Annotated in this window: 18 protein-coding genes and 1 other RNA gene; 6 read left to right on the forward strand and 13 right to left on the reverse strand. The window is 70.8% G+C overall.

What is annotated here, in order from left to right:
• Nucleotides 1-57: 57 nt before the first annotated feature.
• Complete coding sequence (locus AC3ANS_RS17155; protein WP_488292787.1) at nt 58-711, forward strand: response regulator transcription factor; 654 nt, start codon at nt 58-60, stop codon at nt 709-711.
• Here the strand turns inward: AC3ANS_RS17155 and AC3ANS_RS17160 are convergent.
• A complete protein-coding gene (locus AC3ANS_RS17160) occupies nt 671-1,003 on the reverse strand; it encodes a hypothetical protein (protein WP_488292788.1) in 333 nt (110 codons plus the stop codon). The two genes, AC3ANS_RS17155 and AC3ANS_RS17160, sit on opposite strands and share 41 nt — an antisense overlap.
• 168 nt (nt 1,004-1,171) lie before the next feature.
• Between AC3ANS_RS17160 and AC3ANS_RS17165 the strand changes: the two genes are divergently transcribed.
• The gene (locus AC3ANS_RS17165) at nt 1,172-1,495 is read left to right on the forward strand and encodes an STAS domain-containing protein (protein ID WP_488292789.1); all 324 of its coding nucleotides are present in this window, start codon (nt 1,172-1,174) and stop codon (nt 1,493-1,495) included.
• A 25-nt stretch (nt 1,496-1,520) separates the two neighbouring features.
• On the opposite strand, the gene AC3ANS_RS17170 is transcribed toward AC3ANS_RS17165, so the two are convergent.
• The 3 genes from AC3ANS_RS17170 to AC3ANS_RS17180 are packed head-to-tail and all read right to left on the reverse strand — an operon-like array spanning nt 1,521 to nt 2,978.
• Complete coding sequence (locus AC3ANS_RS17170) at nt 1,521-1,982, reverse strand: SRPBCC domain-containing protein (RefSeq protein ID WP_488292790.1); 462 nt, start codon at nt 1,980-1,982, stop codon at nt 1,521-1,523.
• 11 nt (nt 1,983-1,993) lie between these two features.
• Nucleotides 1,994-2,638, reverse strand: coding sequence for a dihydrofolate reductase family protein (locus AC3ANS_RS17175; protein ID WP_488292791.1), 645 nt, complete (start codon nt 2,636-2,638; stop codon nt 1,994-1,996).
• A gap of 1 nt (nt 2,639) precedes the next feature.
• Entirely contained in the window at nt 2,640-2,978 is a 339-nt protein-coding gene (locus AC3ANS_RS17180; RefSeq protein ID WP_488292792.1) for an ArsR/SmtB family transcription factor, read from the reverse strand.
• Nucleotides 2,979-3,097: 119 nt separating this feature from the next.
• On the opposite strand from AC3ANS_RS17180, the gene AC3ANS_RS17185 reads away from it, so the two are divergent.
• The 4 genes from AC3ANS_RS17185 (at nt 3,098) to AC3ANS_RS17200 (ending at nt 6,033) form a co-directional block, all read left to right on the forward strand.
• Entirely contained in the window at nt 3,098-3,514 is a 417-nt protein-coding gene (locus tag AC3ANS_RS17185) for a hypothetical protein (RefSeq protein ID WP_488292793.1), read from the forward strand.
• A 127-nt stretch (nt 3,515-3,641) separates the two neighbouring features.
• A complete protein-coding gene (locus AC3ANS_RS17190; protein ID WP_488292794.1) occupies nt 3,642-4,277 on the forward strand; it encodes a DUF4956 domain-containing protein in 636 nt (211 codons plus the stop codon).
• Nucleotides 4,274-5,092: a polyphosphate polymerase domain-containing protein gene (locus AC3ANS_RS17195; RefSeq protein WP_488292795.1), complete on the forward strand. Its 819-nt coding sequence runs from the start codon at nt 4,274-4,276 to the stop codon at nt 5,090-5,092. Before AC3ANS_RS17190 ends, AC3ANS_RS17195 begins: the two co-directional genes overlap by 4 nt.
• Nucleotides 5,089-6,033, forward strand: a complete 945-nt coding sequence (locus AC3ANS_RS17200) for a phosphatase PAP2 family protein (protein WP_488292796.1) — start codon at nt 5,089-5,091, stop codon at nt 6,031-6,033. Before AC3ANS_RS17195 ends, AC3ANS_RS17200 begins: the two co-directional genes overlap by 4 nt.
• Before the next feature lie 20 nt (nt 6,034-6,053).
• On the opposite strand, the gene AC3ANS_RS17205 is transcribed toward AC3ANS_RS17200, so the two are convergent.
• From AC3ANS_RS17205 to ftsE, 9 genes are all read right to left on the reverse strand, one after another.
• The gene (locus AC3ANS_RS17205; RefSeq protein ID WP_488292797.1) at nt 6,054-6,752 is read right to left on the reverse strand and encodes a type 1 glutamine amidotransferase domain-containing protein; all 699 of its coding nucleotides are present in this window, start codon (nt 6,750-6,752) and stop codon (nt 6,054-6,056) included.
• Between the two features lie 274 nt (nt 6,753-7,026).
• Nucleotides 7,027-7,397: a transfer-messenger RNA gene (gene ssrA / locus AC3ANS_RS17210) on the reverse strand.
• 45 nt (nt 7,398-7,442) lie between these two features.
• Nucleotides 7,443-8,075 (reverse strand): maleylpyruvate isomerase family mycothiol-dependent enzyme, encoded by a 633-nt coding sequence (locus AC3ANS_RS17215; protein WP_488292798.1) that lies wholly within the window; start codon nt 8,073-8,075, stop codon nt 7,443-7,445.
• Between the two features lie 48 nt (nt 8,076-8,123).
• A complete protein-coding gene (locus tag AC3ANS_RS17220; RefSeq protein WP_488292799.1) occupies nt 8,124-8,402 on the reverse strand; it encodes a hypothetical protein in 279 nt (92 codons plus the stop codon).
• Nucleotides 8,403-8,404: 2 nt separating this feature from the next.
• Nucleotides 8,405-9,298 (reverse strand): amidohydrolase family protein, encoded by an 894-nt coding sequence (locus AC3ANS_RS17225; RefSeq protein ID WP_488292800.1) that lies wholly within the window; start codon nt 9,296-9,298, stop codon nt 8,405-8,407.
• Nucleotides 9,291-9,770 carry an SsrA-binding protein SmpB gene (smpB, locus tag AC3ANS_RS17230; RefSeq protein WP_488292801.1) on the reverse strand — a complete coding sequence of 160 codons (480 nt, stop codon included), beginning with the start codon at nt 9,768-9,770 and terminating at the stop codon, nt 9,291-9,293. The genes AC3ANS_RS17225 and smpB overlap by 8 nt, the downstream gene beginning before the upstream one ends.
• A gap of 44 nt (nt 9,771-9,814) precedes the next feature.
• Nucleotides 9,815-11,074 (reverse strand): peptidoglycan DD-metalloendopeptidase family protein, encoded by a 1,260-nt coding sequence (locus AC3ANS_RS17235; protein ID WP_488292802.1) that lies wholly within the window; start codon nt 11,072-11,074, stop codon nt 9,815-9,817.
• 55 nt (nt 11,075-11,129) lie between these two features.
• Entirely contained in the window at nt 11,130-12,041 is a 912-nt protein-coding gene (gene ftsX / locus AC3ANS_RS17240) for a permease-like cell division protein FtsX (RefSeq protein WP_488292803.1), read from the reverse strand.
• Between the two features lie 57 nt (nt 12,042-12,098).
• A complete protein-coding gene (gene ftsE, locus AC3ANS_RS17245; protein WP_488292804.1) occupies nt 12,099-12,788 on the reverse strand; it encodes a cell division ATP-binding protein FtsE in 690 nt (229 codons plus the stop codon).
• Nucleotides 12,789-12,822 lie beyond the last annotated feature (34 nt).

Below are 12,822 nucleotides of genomic sequence, written 5' to 3' on the forward strand. Positions count from 1 at the left end.
GCGCTGCGCGATGCTTGCTGGCACGATCCGTGGACCCACTCATCTAGGCTCGCCGGCATGAGCATCCGGGTGATGGTGGTCGACGATCACCCCCTGTGGCGCGAGGCCGTGGAGCGCGACCTGGCCGCCGCCGGGCTGGAGGTGGTCGCCACGGCCGCCGACGGCCGGGAGGCCATGGCGCGGTTCCCCGCCGCCCGGCCGGACGTGGTGCTCCTCGACCTGCGGATCCCCGAGCCCGACGGGGTGGCGGTCACCGCCGCGATCGCGGAGCAGCTGCCGGAGGCGCGCGTGCTGATCCTGTCGGCCTCGGGCGAGCAGTCCGACGTGCTCGCGGCAGTGAAGGCCGGCGCGACCGGCTACCTGGTGAAGTCGGCCTCGCGCGAGGAGCTGCTGGACGCCGTACGCCGGACCGCCGAGGGCGATCCGGTCTTCACGCCCGGCCTGGCCGGGTTGGTGCTGGGCGAGTTCCAGCGCCACTCCGAGCAGACCCCCCAGACCCCCCAAGGACCGCTGACCCCGCTGACCGACCGCGAGACCGAGGTCTTGAAGATGGTCGCCAAGGGCTTGTCCTACCGCCAGATCGCCGAGCGGCTGGTGGTCTCCCACCGCACCGTGCAGAACCACGTGCAGAACACCCTCGGCAAGCTGCAGATGCACAACCGGGTCGAGCTCACCCGCTACGCCATCGAGCACGGCCTCGACGAGGGGTAGTCCGCTCGCGCCGCGGGACGTGCACCAGGTCCGTCGGAGGCCACGCGCGCTCGACGTCGACGACGTCGACCCACTCGCCCTCGACGTAGCGGTGGGCCAGGCCGGTCGTCGCCGGCTTCCACAGCAGCACGTCGGTGCGGCCGTCGTACCGCTCGCGCACGCGGCGGAACGTGTGGAGGTAGACGACGAGGTCGTCCCCGACCTGCTGGTGGGAGTAGTCGACCCAGCGCGTCTCGCCCGGGAGGGACCGCCAGTGGTCGGTGCGCGCCGGTGCCCGCACGGTCAGGCTCATCCGGCCACGGTAATCGCGGTCGATCGCGGGCTGACAGATGACAACCCTTGTGGGTGTACCCGCCAGAACAGCGGCCGACGTACGCTGGGCACACACTCCGAGAGTCTCTCGTGTTGCGCCGGTCGAGGCGCCGCCGTTCCCGGTTGTTCGTCAACGGATCGGGACATCATGCAGTTCACCATTCAGCCCTTGCCGGGCTCCCCCGCGGTGGTCATCGAGGTGATCGGCGAGCTGGACCTCAGCACCGCCTTGCTCCTCCGGACGACCATCACCCGTAGCCTCGACGAGCACAGCGACCGGGTCCGGCTCGACCTACGCCAGGTGACGTTCGTGGACGCGGCCGGCATTCAGGCGCTCGCGCGGGCGCAGGCCGAGGCCGCCATCCGCGGGGCCCACCTCGAGATCACCGAGTGGAGCTGGGCGTTCGAGCGGATCGCCGTGCGGAACGCCGCGCTGAGGATCGTGCAGGCCCCGCCCTCGGTCGACGCCTGACCCGAGATCGTCGCGAGGCCCGGCCTCAGGCGAGGTGTCGGGCCAGGAGCTCCAGCAGTCCCCGGCTGCCCTCCTCACGGCCCGGCGCGTCCGCCCGGAACTGGTCGAAGAACACCCCGTGCTCAACGTGCGTGAACCGGGCGCCGGCCTCGATCGGCTCGAACTCGAACGACGCCACCGAGGTGGACATGTGCACCCCGTCGAGCCACATGTCGTACGTCGTGACGATCCGGGCGTGCTCGACGATGTCGGCGTACGTCGCGACGTAGCGCGAGACGGGCCCGTCGTGGAACCTGCCCTCCGCGACGTCTCGTCCGCCGACCCGGAAGTCGAAGACCCACTCGCCGCGCTCGAACGCGTCGGCGTCGCCGAACCAGGCGACCTTCTGGTCCTCCTCGGCGAACGCGGCCCAGACGCGCTCGACGGCGACGGGGTAGTCGCGGGTCAGGGTGAATCCGGCGTGGGCGAGGCGGCGCTCGATCGTCATGGCCCGGTCTCCTAGCGCGCGAACGTGACGTGGGTCGTGCCGCTCTCGGCGACCTCCGCGGTCACCTCGTGGGTCAGATCGAGGTCCCGCAGGTCGTCCCACAGGCGGATGCCCCCGCCGAGCAGGACCGGCGCGACCGCGACGTGCAGCTGGTCGACCAGCCCGGCTCGCAGGAAGTCGCGCGCGGTGCCGACGCCGCCGCCCACCCGGACGTCCGAGCCGCCGGCCGCCGCGACGGCCTCGGCGAGCACCTCCTCGATCGCGGTGCTGCGGAAGTGGAACGTCGTGCCGCCCTCCATCGGGATCGACGGACGCGGCGCGGTGTGGGTGAGGACGTAGACCGGGCAGCCGAACGGCGGCCGGTCGCCCCACCAGCCCTTCCAGTCCGGGTCGTCGGGGAACGAGTGCAGACCGAACATGGCCGCACCCATGATCTCGGCCCCGACCCCCTCGAAGTACGCCGCGGCGTACGCGTCGTCGATGCCGGTCGTCCCCTCGCCGGTGGTGTCGCCGAGGACCCGCTGGCGGAACGTGCGGGTGCCGACGTAGGCCGCGGTGATCCGGTCCCAGCCGGCACCCATCGGGTGGTCGGGGGTCGGCTCGCCCGAGGCGAAGCCGTCGAGCGAGATGTTGAGGTCGATGCGGACGCGGGTCATGTCAGGGCTCCTGGGGGGACGTGCGGGTCAAGTGGATGCCGAGGCGGTCGGCCTGGCGCTCGGCAGGTGTGCGCTGCTCGCCCAGCCACAGGTGCAGGACGTCGAGGGCACCCGGGCGCAGGCTCACGGTGCGCACCCGGCCGTGCTTCTCCGACGTCACGACGCCGGCGTCCTCCAGCACTCGCAGGTGCTGCATCAGCGACGGCAGCGCCATCGAGAACGGCGCTGCGAGCTCGGACACGACCGCCGGCGACTGCGCCAGTCGCTCCACGACAGCCCGGCGCGTGGGATCCGCGAGAGCGCGGAGCACGGCGTCGAGCTCGTCGTGATACTTAGGCACATACCTAACTATTGCCGGTCGCAGCCACTTCGTCAACGCCCCCGACGGGTGACAGGCGACAACGGCGCCTGACATGCTCGGCGGCACCCCCGGGCAGGACCGACAGAGGAGATCGCAGCGTGGAGATCCGCCAGAGCTCACTGGTCCGCGCCACTGGGGCGGCCCTCGCCGCCGCGATCGGCGGCCATGCATCTCTCTCCACCCGGGCGCTGATCCTCGCGGGCTCCGACCTGGGGGCTCGCCGGCTCGACCCGGTCGGGCTCCAGCCGCTGGCGATCAGCCCGAGCTCGGGCATCAATGTCCTGGTCAGCGTCGACGCTGACCTCGTCACCAGCGCGACGGGAGCAGCGTCCTGGGCGGCGCTCAACCTGCTCGTCGACGCCGGGGCCCGCGCGGCTCGGGTTCCGGCTCCCCTGCGTGCGGTCGCGATCGGCGCGTCCGTCTACCTGGCCGACGTGGCGGTCTCCCGCGCGTACCGCCAGGGTCTCGAGGCTGCGGGTCGCGAGGCTGCGGGCCTCGAGGACTCGACAGCCTGACCAGCCCTCCACGCGACGTACGACGAGTCGGCGCCGACCGCGACGATCACCGGACGTCGAGCGGTCTCGACCCGCCACGAGACGTCGTTCATCTTCCCTTCATCGACCGTTTCCTACCGTCGCGTCCATGTTCGATACCGCCCTGTCCGGCTTCGTGGGTCGCCTCGGCCTCGACGTCGTCGCGATCCTGATCCTCGTCGGGATCCTCCACCGCCGCCGCTCGACACTGCCCGAGATGGCCCTGGTCCTGACGTCGCTCAACATCGGCCTGTTCGCCGCGGTCACGGTGATCGGCACCGGCGACTTCCCCACCGGCATCGGCTTCGGGCTGTTCGGCCTGCTGAGCCTGGTCCGCCTGAGGAGCGCCGCGTTCACGCTCAAGGACGTCGCCTACACCTTCCTGGTGCTCGTCCTGGCGCTGGTCAACGGGCTGCCCGAGCGCAACCTCGCACTGGTGCTCGGCCTCAACCTCGTCGTGCTGGTCGCGGTGTGGGTCACCGACGACTCGCGGCGGCAACCGACGACCCGGCGCATCCGGGTCATCCTGGACCGCGCGGTGTTCGACGAGGCCTCCGCCCGGGCCGCACTGGCCGAACGGCTCGCCGAGCCACCGGTCGCGGTGGTGATCGAGGACATCGACACCGTGCGGGACACCACCCGGGTCTCCGTGCTGGTGGAGTCGACGCCCGGTTGGTGGGCGACCCGCGACCAGGCGCCCGACGAGCTCGACGACGAGCTGCTGGAGCCGGGGGCGGTCCGATGACCCTCACCGAGCGCCTCCGACTCGCCGAGCTCGCGCCCGTCGACCTGGCCACCGTCATGAGGGTGGCGCCACTGGCCCGCCGCGTCGACCGCAAGTACCTCGTCCCCACCAGCGACGCGTCGCGGCTGGTCGCGGCACTCGCCGACACCCACCACGCGCTCCAGATCCGCGGTCGCCGCACCACGACCTACCGGTCGACGTACCTCGACACCGACGACCTCAGGCTGTGCCGCGACCACCTCCAGGGACGCCGGCTGCGGTGGAAGGCGCGAAGCCGCTTCTACGTCGAGGACGGGCTGTGCCGCTTCGAGGTCAAGGTCCGGGGCGCGCGCGGGGAGACCCTCAAGCACTCGGTCGACCTGGACCCGGCCGCCTACGGTCGCTACGGCGCCGTGGAGCGGGTGTTCATCAGCGGCGCTCTCGACGAGCGGCACGCGGCGGTCGCCGATCTGCACCCCGTGCTGGAGATCGGCTACACCCGGGCCACCCTCGTCGACCTCGACGAGGGGACCCGGCTCACCGTCGACCACGGTGTCGTCGGGCGCCCCACTGCCGCCGGAGCACGCGTGCTCGGCACCGGCGCCGTGTGCGTCGATCACGACCGGGTGATCGTGGAGACCAAGAGCGGTCTCCGTCCCGGGCCCGCCGACCGGCTGCTCGGCGCGATGGGTCACCGCCCGCTGGCGCTCAGCAAGTACGCCACCTCCGCGGCGCTGCTGGCCGACGAGATCCCCGACAACCACGTACGCCGGCTGGTGGGGCGCGGTGTCAGCGTCCACGACGAGCTCCCCCGACTCGCCCAGGAGGCCTCATGACGACCAAGACGATCGCTCGCCCAGAGACCGCCGGCGGCGTCGCGCCCACCCCGAAGGCGCGGCGCCGTCGGCCGCCCGCCCGCTACGTCGTCGTCGCCGTGCTCGCGGTGCTGGCGCTGGTCGGTGCGCTGGTCGCTCCGGCCGTCTACGGGCACCTGACCGGCAGCACGGCCAAGGACCGGATCGCAGCAGACCCGCCTCCCAGCCTCTTCCCGGAAGCGACGGTGCGGCGCGTCGACTCGCTGACCGACCCCCAGCTCGCCCGGGCGACGGCACTGATGCGGCAGTGGTGGAGCGAGCACGGGACCAGTGCGGACGACGGCGGGTTCCAGGCGTTCCTCGAGGCCTCGCTCCCCGGGCCGCCGACGGCCGCCGAGCGCAGCAACGAGATGTCCGAGGTCGAGCGCCTGGACCGGCAGCGGACCGGAGCGGGCATCACCGCCGCCACGTGGCTGGAGACCCACGGCAAGAAGGACCTGTGGAAGCTCGAGGCGCACGACCAGGCCGAGTACCTCACCAGCACGTCCGGCGACAACCGGAAGAACGCCGTCGACGACGTCTTGTCGATGACCAAGAAGGTCGCCGACGACCTGGGCACCAAGTTCCAGATGTCCGCGCCGTACGTCCTGGAGCCGTCGTTGCGCACCGATCACACCGTCAACCCGGGCGATGTCTGCCCCTGCAGCTACCCCTCGCGGCACGCCTCCGCCGCGGCGGCGTCGCGCACGTTCCTGGCCTACTTCATGCCGCAGCGCGACGAGGAGTACCGCTCGTGGCAGGACCAGATCGACTACTCGCGGATCTACATGGCCGGGCACGTCGCGAGCGACATCGCCGGCGGGACCCTGCTCGGGGACATGATCGGTGAGTACTTCGTCGTCACCCGCGGGCACGCCGATCCGAGCACTTTCTCGGCGGCCGCACCGCAGCCTGCTTCCTGACGCGCCGGCGGTGGGGCGCCTCAGGCCGTGAGCAGTCCGACGACCTGCTGCGCGGCCTCGGTGCTCGAGGCCGGGTTCTGACCGGTCACCAGGTTGTCGTCGACGACCACGAAGGGTGCCCACGGCTCGCCCGAGGAGAAGGTGGCGCCCGCCTCTCGCAGTCGGGACTCCAACAGCCAGGGCGCCTTGTCGGCGAGCCCGGCCTGCTGCTCCTCGGCATCGGTGAAGGCGGTCAGCTTGCGCCCGGCGAACAGCCAGGAGCCGTCGGCGCGCTGAGCCGGCAGGAGACCGGCCGGTCCGTGGCAGACCGAGGACACGACCTTGCCGCCGTCGAGCATCGTCACCAGGAGACGGCCGAGGTCCTCGCTGACGGCGAGGTCCTCCATCGGCCCGTGGCCACCGGGCACGAAGACCGCGTCGTAGGAGCCGAGGTCGACATCGGCGAGCACCCGCGTCGACTCGAGGCGATCTGCGATGGCGTCGAGAGCCTTGCGCTGCTTGGCCGACTCCTCCTCGCCGATGGTGCCCGGGTCGAGGCTGCCCTCGTCGACCACCGGCGTCTTGCCCTCGGGGCTGGCGATGTCGACGTCGATCCCCGCGTCGGCGAACACCTGCAGCGGCGCCAGCAGCTCCTCGGCCCAGAACCCGGTCGGGTGCACCGTCCCGTCGTTGAGGGTCCAGTGGTCGGAACCGGTCAGCACGAACAGGATCTTCGGCACGTGAGTACTCCTCGAGTCGGGGGTGGACGCCGTACGGCGCCCCGTCACGACGTACCCATGCGGTGATCGTCCACTCCTCGGCGTCGACGCGCACGGCGTGCGCCCGCACGCGCGGGCCCGCACGACGCTCGCCGTGGCCGCCCGCCGCCGGCGGTGACCGAGCCGAGTCGGCGCTTCGGCACCTCCTCCGCTTCGCTCCCCCGATGCAGAACCGCCGACTCGGCTCGGTCAGTAACACGACCGGCCCGACGCTTCGCGCCGGGCCGGGTCGTGTCAGTGGAGCTGGCGGGAATCGAACCCGCGTCCTCGAGCGTCGAACCAGGTCTTCTCCGGGTGCAGTCCGCGATGTCGCTTTTCTCGGCCCCGGGGCTCGCACGGACGCGTCCCCGACAGGCTCAGTCACGGAATAGTCCCGCTCACCCTCCGTGACCCGGAGTGAGCAGCAAGTCTCCTAGATGACGCACACGACCGGGACGGAGACGGATGCCCGGGTGTGCGCTTCGATCACTGCTCAGGCAGCGAGAGCGAAGGAACTGCGATTGGTGTTGGCAGTTATAGGTTTCCAGCGATCGTTTACGAGATGACGCTGGCTTCTCGACCCGCTTCCCCTGGAACTAACGTCCCAAGTCGAAACCGATCAGCCCCTCTTGAGTTGTGCTTCCAGTCTAGGTGCACAACGTCTGCGAGGCCTCATCGATTCCGCAGCCAGGCCTCCAGAGCGGGTACGCCGGGGCCGGCGAGCTGGTCGAGGAGCGCACTGCGGCCGCACATGGTCGTGGCGAGGGCGCGCGCCGGGCCCTCGACCCTCGCCCCGGCGCCGGCCGACCAGTCCATGTCGGTCGCAGACCAGGTCAGCGCGGGGCGCCCCTTCGGCACGAAGCCGCGGGCGGCCGCCTTGGAGGCGAGGAACCCGAGCACGTCGCGCCACGGCTCGAGCGGTACGCCGGCGTCCAGGCCGAGCGGGACCACGATGTCCTGGGTGTGGATGCGCAGGTCGCTGAGCGGCGCGCGCCAGTCCATGCCCGGCGGGCTGAACCGGTGCTCGGCGTACTCCCGCAGCCAGCCGGTGACCTGGGCGGGCTCGACGTCGGACCGCCACGCGACCAACAGCTCGTTGGCCCGGTCGAAGCGACCGTGCCCGCGTGCCATCGCCTTGAGGAACGTGCCCACCGAGGTGGACGGGCCGCTGGTCAGGTGGACGGCGACCTCCTTGACCGTCCAGGCGCCACACAGGCTGGTGGTCTCCCACTGCGCCGGGGTGAGGGTGTCGAGCAGGTCGGCGAGCGAGCGGCGCTCGGCGGCGATCTGTGCCCACGGGTCCATGGGCACATTCTGGCGGGCCGAGGCCCCCGCGGCCACGCGTTCAGGAAGTCAGGAGCCCCAGGTCAGGTCACCGTCGAGGAACGTGTGGACATAGCCGCACGCACGGCAGATCGCCCCGTCGCCGGACCGGTTGGCCCAGTCGAGGTCCATGAAGGTCATGCCGGTCGTGTTCAGCTTGATCTCGCGGTGGGTGAAGTCACCCCCGCCGCAGACCAGGCAGGCCAGGGCGGCGCCGGTGCGCAGCCTGACCTCGCCCTCGAGGGCCCGGGCGGGCGTGCCCAGCCCTCCCGACACAGTGCGTTCGCGATCGTCGTCGTGGCGTCCCATGGTCAGCCTCCTACCCCGTCTGCGGCCTCGCCGAACACGCGCAGGCCGTTCTCCCAGCACACGGCCCGCAGCCAGTCGTCGCCGAGGTCGAGCCGCGCGAGGCTCTCGAGCTGGTGGGCGTAGGGGTAGGGGATCGTCGGGAAGTCACTGCCGAGCAGCACCCGGTCGCCCAGGTCGCGCAGCCGCGGCACCAGGTCGACGGGGTAGGGCGGGAAGAAGTCGGTGAACACCATCGTGGTGTCGAGGAAGACCCGCTCGTGCCGCTGCGCGAGCGCGAGGAACTCCGCGCACTCCGGGGCGCCCATGTGCGCGATGACGAGCCTGAGCCGCGGGAACCGCGCGAGCAGCCGCTCGGTCGAGCCCGGACCGGTGAAGTCGTTGCCGACCGGTCCCGACCCGGCGTGCACGACCACGGGGGTGCCGGCGGCCTCCAGCAGACCCCAGACCTCGTCGAGGAGCGGGTCGTCGAGGTGGAACTCCCCCACCTGCAGGTGCACCTTGAACACCTCGACGCCCGTGGCGATCGCCGCCCCGACGTACACCGGCGCGTCGGGCTCGGGGAAGAACGTCGCCGACCACAGCGACTCCGGCACGTCCCGCTTGAACCCGGCCGCCCAGTCGTTGAGATAGGTCGCGACGCCGGGCTTGTGGGCGTACGGCAGGGTCGGGAACCGGCGCACACCCATCGCCCGCAGCAGCTCGACCCGCTCCTGGTGCGACTGGCGGTAGCGGATCGGCCACTCGCGGCCGATCTTGGGACCCGCGGCGTCGAACACGGCGTAGACGGCGCGCTGGATGTTCGGGGGCAGGAAGTGCACGTGGACGTCGAAGAGCCCCGGCAGGCCGAGGCTCTCCCAGAACCTCCGGACGTCAGCGACGTCCGGGTGCTCAGTCATCCATGCCCTTCATCCGGCGGCCGATCGCCTGCTCGGTCTCGCGGGTGGCCTGTCGCTCGGCGAGGGCGGCGCGCTTGTCCCACGACTTCTTGCCCTTGGCCAGGGCGATCTCGACCTTGGCCCGGCCGTCCTTGAAGTACAGCGACAGCGGGACGACCGTCAGGCCCTTCTCGTTGACGCGGCGTTCGATCTTGTCGATCTCGTCGCGGTTGAGCAGCAGCTTGCGCTTGCGGCGGGCCGCGTGGTTGGTCCAGGTGCCCTGGGAGTACTCCGGGATGTGGACACCGTGCAGCCAGGCCTCATGGCCCTCGATGTCCACGAATCCGTCGACCAGGGACGCACGACCCAGCCGCAGCGACTTCACCTCGGTGCCCTGGAGGACCAGGCCCGCCTCATAGGTGTCCTCGATGTGGTAGTCGTGCCGCGCCTTCTTGTTCTGCGCGACCGGCTTGTGCCCCTGCTCCTTCGCCATCCCACCATTCTCTCAGTGGCTGCAACCGGGATGCCGAGTCGGCGTCAGGACAGCCAGGTCATCGGGTCGACCGGGCTGCCGTTGACCAGGATCGTGAAGTGCAGGTGGCAGCCGGTGGACCAGCCGGTCGAGCCGACGTACCCCACCACCTCGCCCTGGCTCACGTGGTCGCCGACGCCGACGCGGTAGCCGGTGGCGTGGTTGTAGACCGCGGTGACGTTCTTGCCGTTGATGTTGCCGAGGCTGAGGTAGAGGCGGTTGCCGTAGACCTCGGAGTAGTACCGCGAGATCACGGTGCCGGAGGCGACCGCCCGCATGCCCTCCCCGCACGAGACCCCGAAGTCGGTGCCGTCGTGCAGGCCCCAGTAGTGGTAGATCGGGTGGATGCGGTAGCCGAACGGCGACGTCACGGGGCCGTCGACCGGCTTGATCAGCAGCCCGTTGGTCGATCCGGTGTAGCCGCCCCTGGCGTGGCGCTGGGCGGCGAGGATCAGCTGCTTGACGTGGTTCTCGCGGCGCTGCGCCTCCTGGAGCGCACGGCGGTCCTGCTGCCGCGCGCGTACGGCGTCGGCGCGGGCCCCGCGGCGGGTCTCGACCAGCCCCACCACCTTGTTGCGCGCGTCGGTGGCCTGCTGGTGGAGCTGCTCCATCGTGACCAGGTGCTCGGCGGCGGCCTCGCGCTGGACCTCGACGTCGTCGTGGGCGGCCTGGACCTCGTTCTCCCGGACCTGGAGCAGGACCTCGGCGGCGTGCAGGTCGTCGTACGCCCGCGCCTCGCGGCCCACGACGACGTCGTTGAACGCGGACTGGCGGGTCAGGTCGGCCGTGCTCCGGGACTCGAGCATCGTCGCGAAGGCCAGCAGCTGGGGGTCGCCCTGCTCGTAGATGTCGGTGACGGTGTCGGTGAGCTGGAGCCGCTGGTCGGCCAGCGCCGACTGGCCGTCGGTCAGCTTGGTCTGGGCATCGGTCAACCGCTGCTCGGCCGCATCGAGGCGGTCCTGCATCTCCTGGTCGCGCAGCTGTGCCGCCTGGAGCCGGGCCGTGGCGACCCGCAGGTCGCCCCGGGCCGCGGACAGCTCACGCACCGCCCGGTCGAGAGCGCCCTGGGTCTGGCGCAGCCGGTCGCTGGACTCATCCAGGTCGCGCTGTGCGCTCGCGACCTGCTGATGGGCCTGGTGCTGGCGGTGCTTGAGGTCCTTGGGGTCGGCGTTCGCGTAGGGAACGGCCAGCGCACCGACCGCCAGCGAGCAGGCCGCAGTGGCCGCCGCAAGGCGATGGCGTGCGGTACGGGGGAAGAGACGCACCGGTATGCCTTCACGTGTTCGGGGAAGTGAACGCCTCGACGGTAACGTGCGCGGATCAGACTTTGAGGTATTTGCGCGTCAGCACGAGTGTCGGAAGCAGGGTGAGCACCGGTCCGAGGATCGCCACCCACACCGACGCGACCGCGAACTCGTCGACGCCGATCCACGGGATGAAGCCCACGAGGTCCTCCAACCGGCCATGGACGGCGAACCACATGAAGGCCCCCAGGGTCCCGATGGACACCCCGACGGCGATCGCCGCCGTCACCAGGGACTCCATGATGAACGGCAGCGCGATGTAGAGCGTCGAGGCCCCGACCAGCCGCATGATGCCGATCTCACGGCGCCGGGCGAACGCCGCGAGCCGGATGGTGTTGGCCACCAGCAGCAGCGCGGCGAGCACCAGGAACGCCGCCACCCAGAAGGCGCCCCACTGCATCACGCGCAGCCCCTGGAGCACCGGCCCGACGATCTTGCGCTGGTCGCGCACGTTGGACACCCCGTCGAGCCCGACGATGGCGCTCTCGATGCCGGTGTAGTGGTCGGGGTCCTTGAGCGTGATCCAGATGGACTCCGGCATGTCGTCCGCCGTCGCTGCCGGGTTGGGGCCCTGAAACTTGTCGGCACCCAAGAGGTCCTTGATCTTCGCGAACGCCTCGTCCTTGGACTCGAAGCGGTAGCTGTCGACCTCGGGGTTGTCCTCGACGACCTTGGTGATCCGCTCCTTCTGGGCGTCGGTCACCTCACTGGTGCAGGCCGGGTTGTCGTCACGGGCCTTGCACAAGAACGCCGTGATCTGCAGCTCGGAACCCCACTGGTCCGCGGCCCTGGTGGCCTGCTGGTTGAGCAGCACCCCCAGGCCGACGAGCGTGAGGGACACGAACAGCGTCAGGATCACCGCCAGGTGCATCGACAGGTTGCGGCGCAGACCCTGGCCGAGCTCGGAGAAGACGTAGCGAAGCTGCATGGCGGAGTGAGAGTCCTCGTTCGGGGGTCGGTGCTCGGTCTCGGGTGTCTCGCGTGGTCAGTGCTGGAAGCCGTAGATGCCCTGGGCCTGGTCGCGCACGACCCGGCCGTCGTCGAGCTCGATGACGCGCTTGCGCATCTGGTCGACGATGCCGGCGTCGTGGGTCGCCATCAGCACGGTCGTGCCGGTGCGGTTGATCCGGTCGAGCAGCTTCATGATGCCGACCGAGGTCGTCGGGTCGAGGTTGCCGGTGGGCTCGTCGGCGATCAGGATCATCGGCCGGTTCACGAACGCCCGGGCGATCGCGACCCGCTGCTGCTCACCGCCGGAAAGCTCGTCGGGCATCCGGTCGCCCTTGCCGTCCAGCCCCACCAGCTCGAGGGTCTCGGGGACCAGGCGGTTGATCTCCGAGCGCGAGCGGCCGATCACCTGCAGCGCGAACGCGACGTTCTCGCTCACGGTCTTGTTGGGGAGCAGCCGGAAGTCCTGGAACACGGTGCCGATCTGACGGCGCATCCGCGGCACCTTCCAGCTGGCGAGCCGGTTGATCTCCTTGCCGGCGACGTACACCCGACCGGAGGTGGCGCGGTACTCGCGCAGCACCAGCCGCAGGAACGTGGACTTGCCGGACCCCGAGGTGCCGACGAGGAAGACGAACTCGCCCTTCTCGATGTCGACCGAGACCTGGTCGAGCGCGGGGCTCGCCTGGCCTGGGTAGGTCTTGACCACCTTCTCGAACCGGATCACGGGAGTCGAGCCTAGACGCCCCACCTGAGAGGAT

It is taken from the genome of Nocardia sp. 149-1B, from assembly GCF_057747975.1.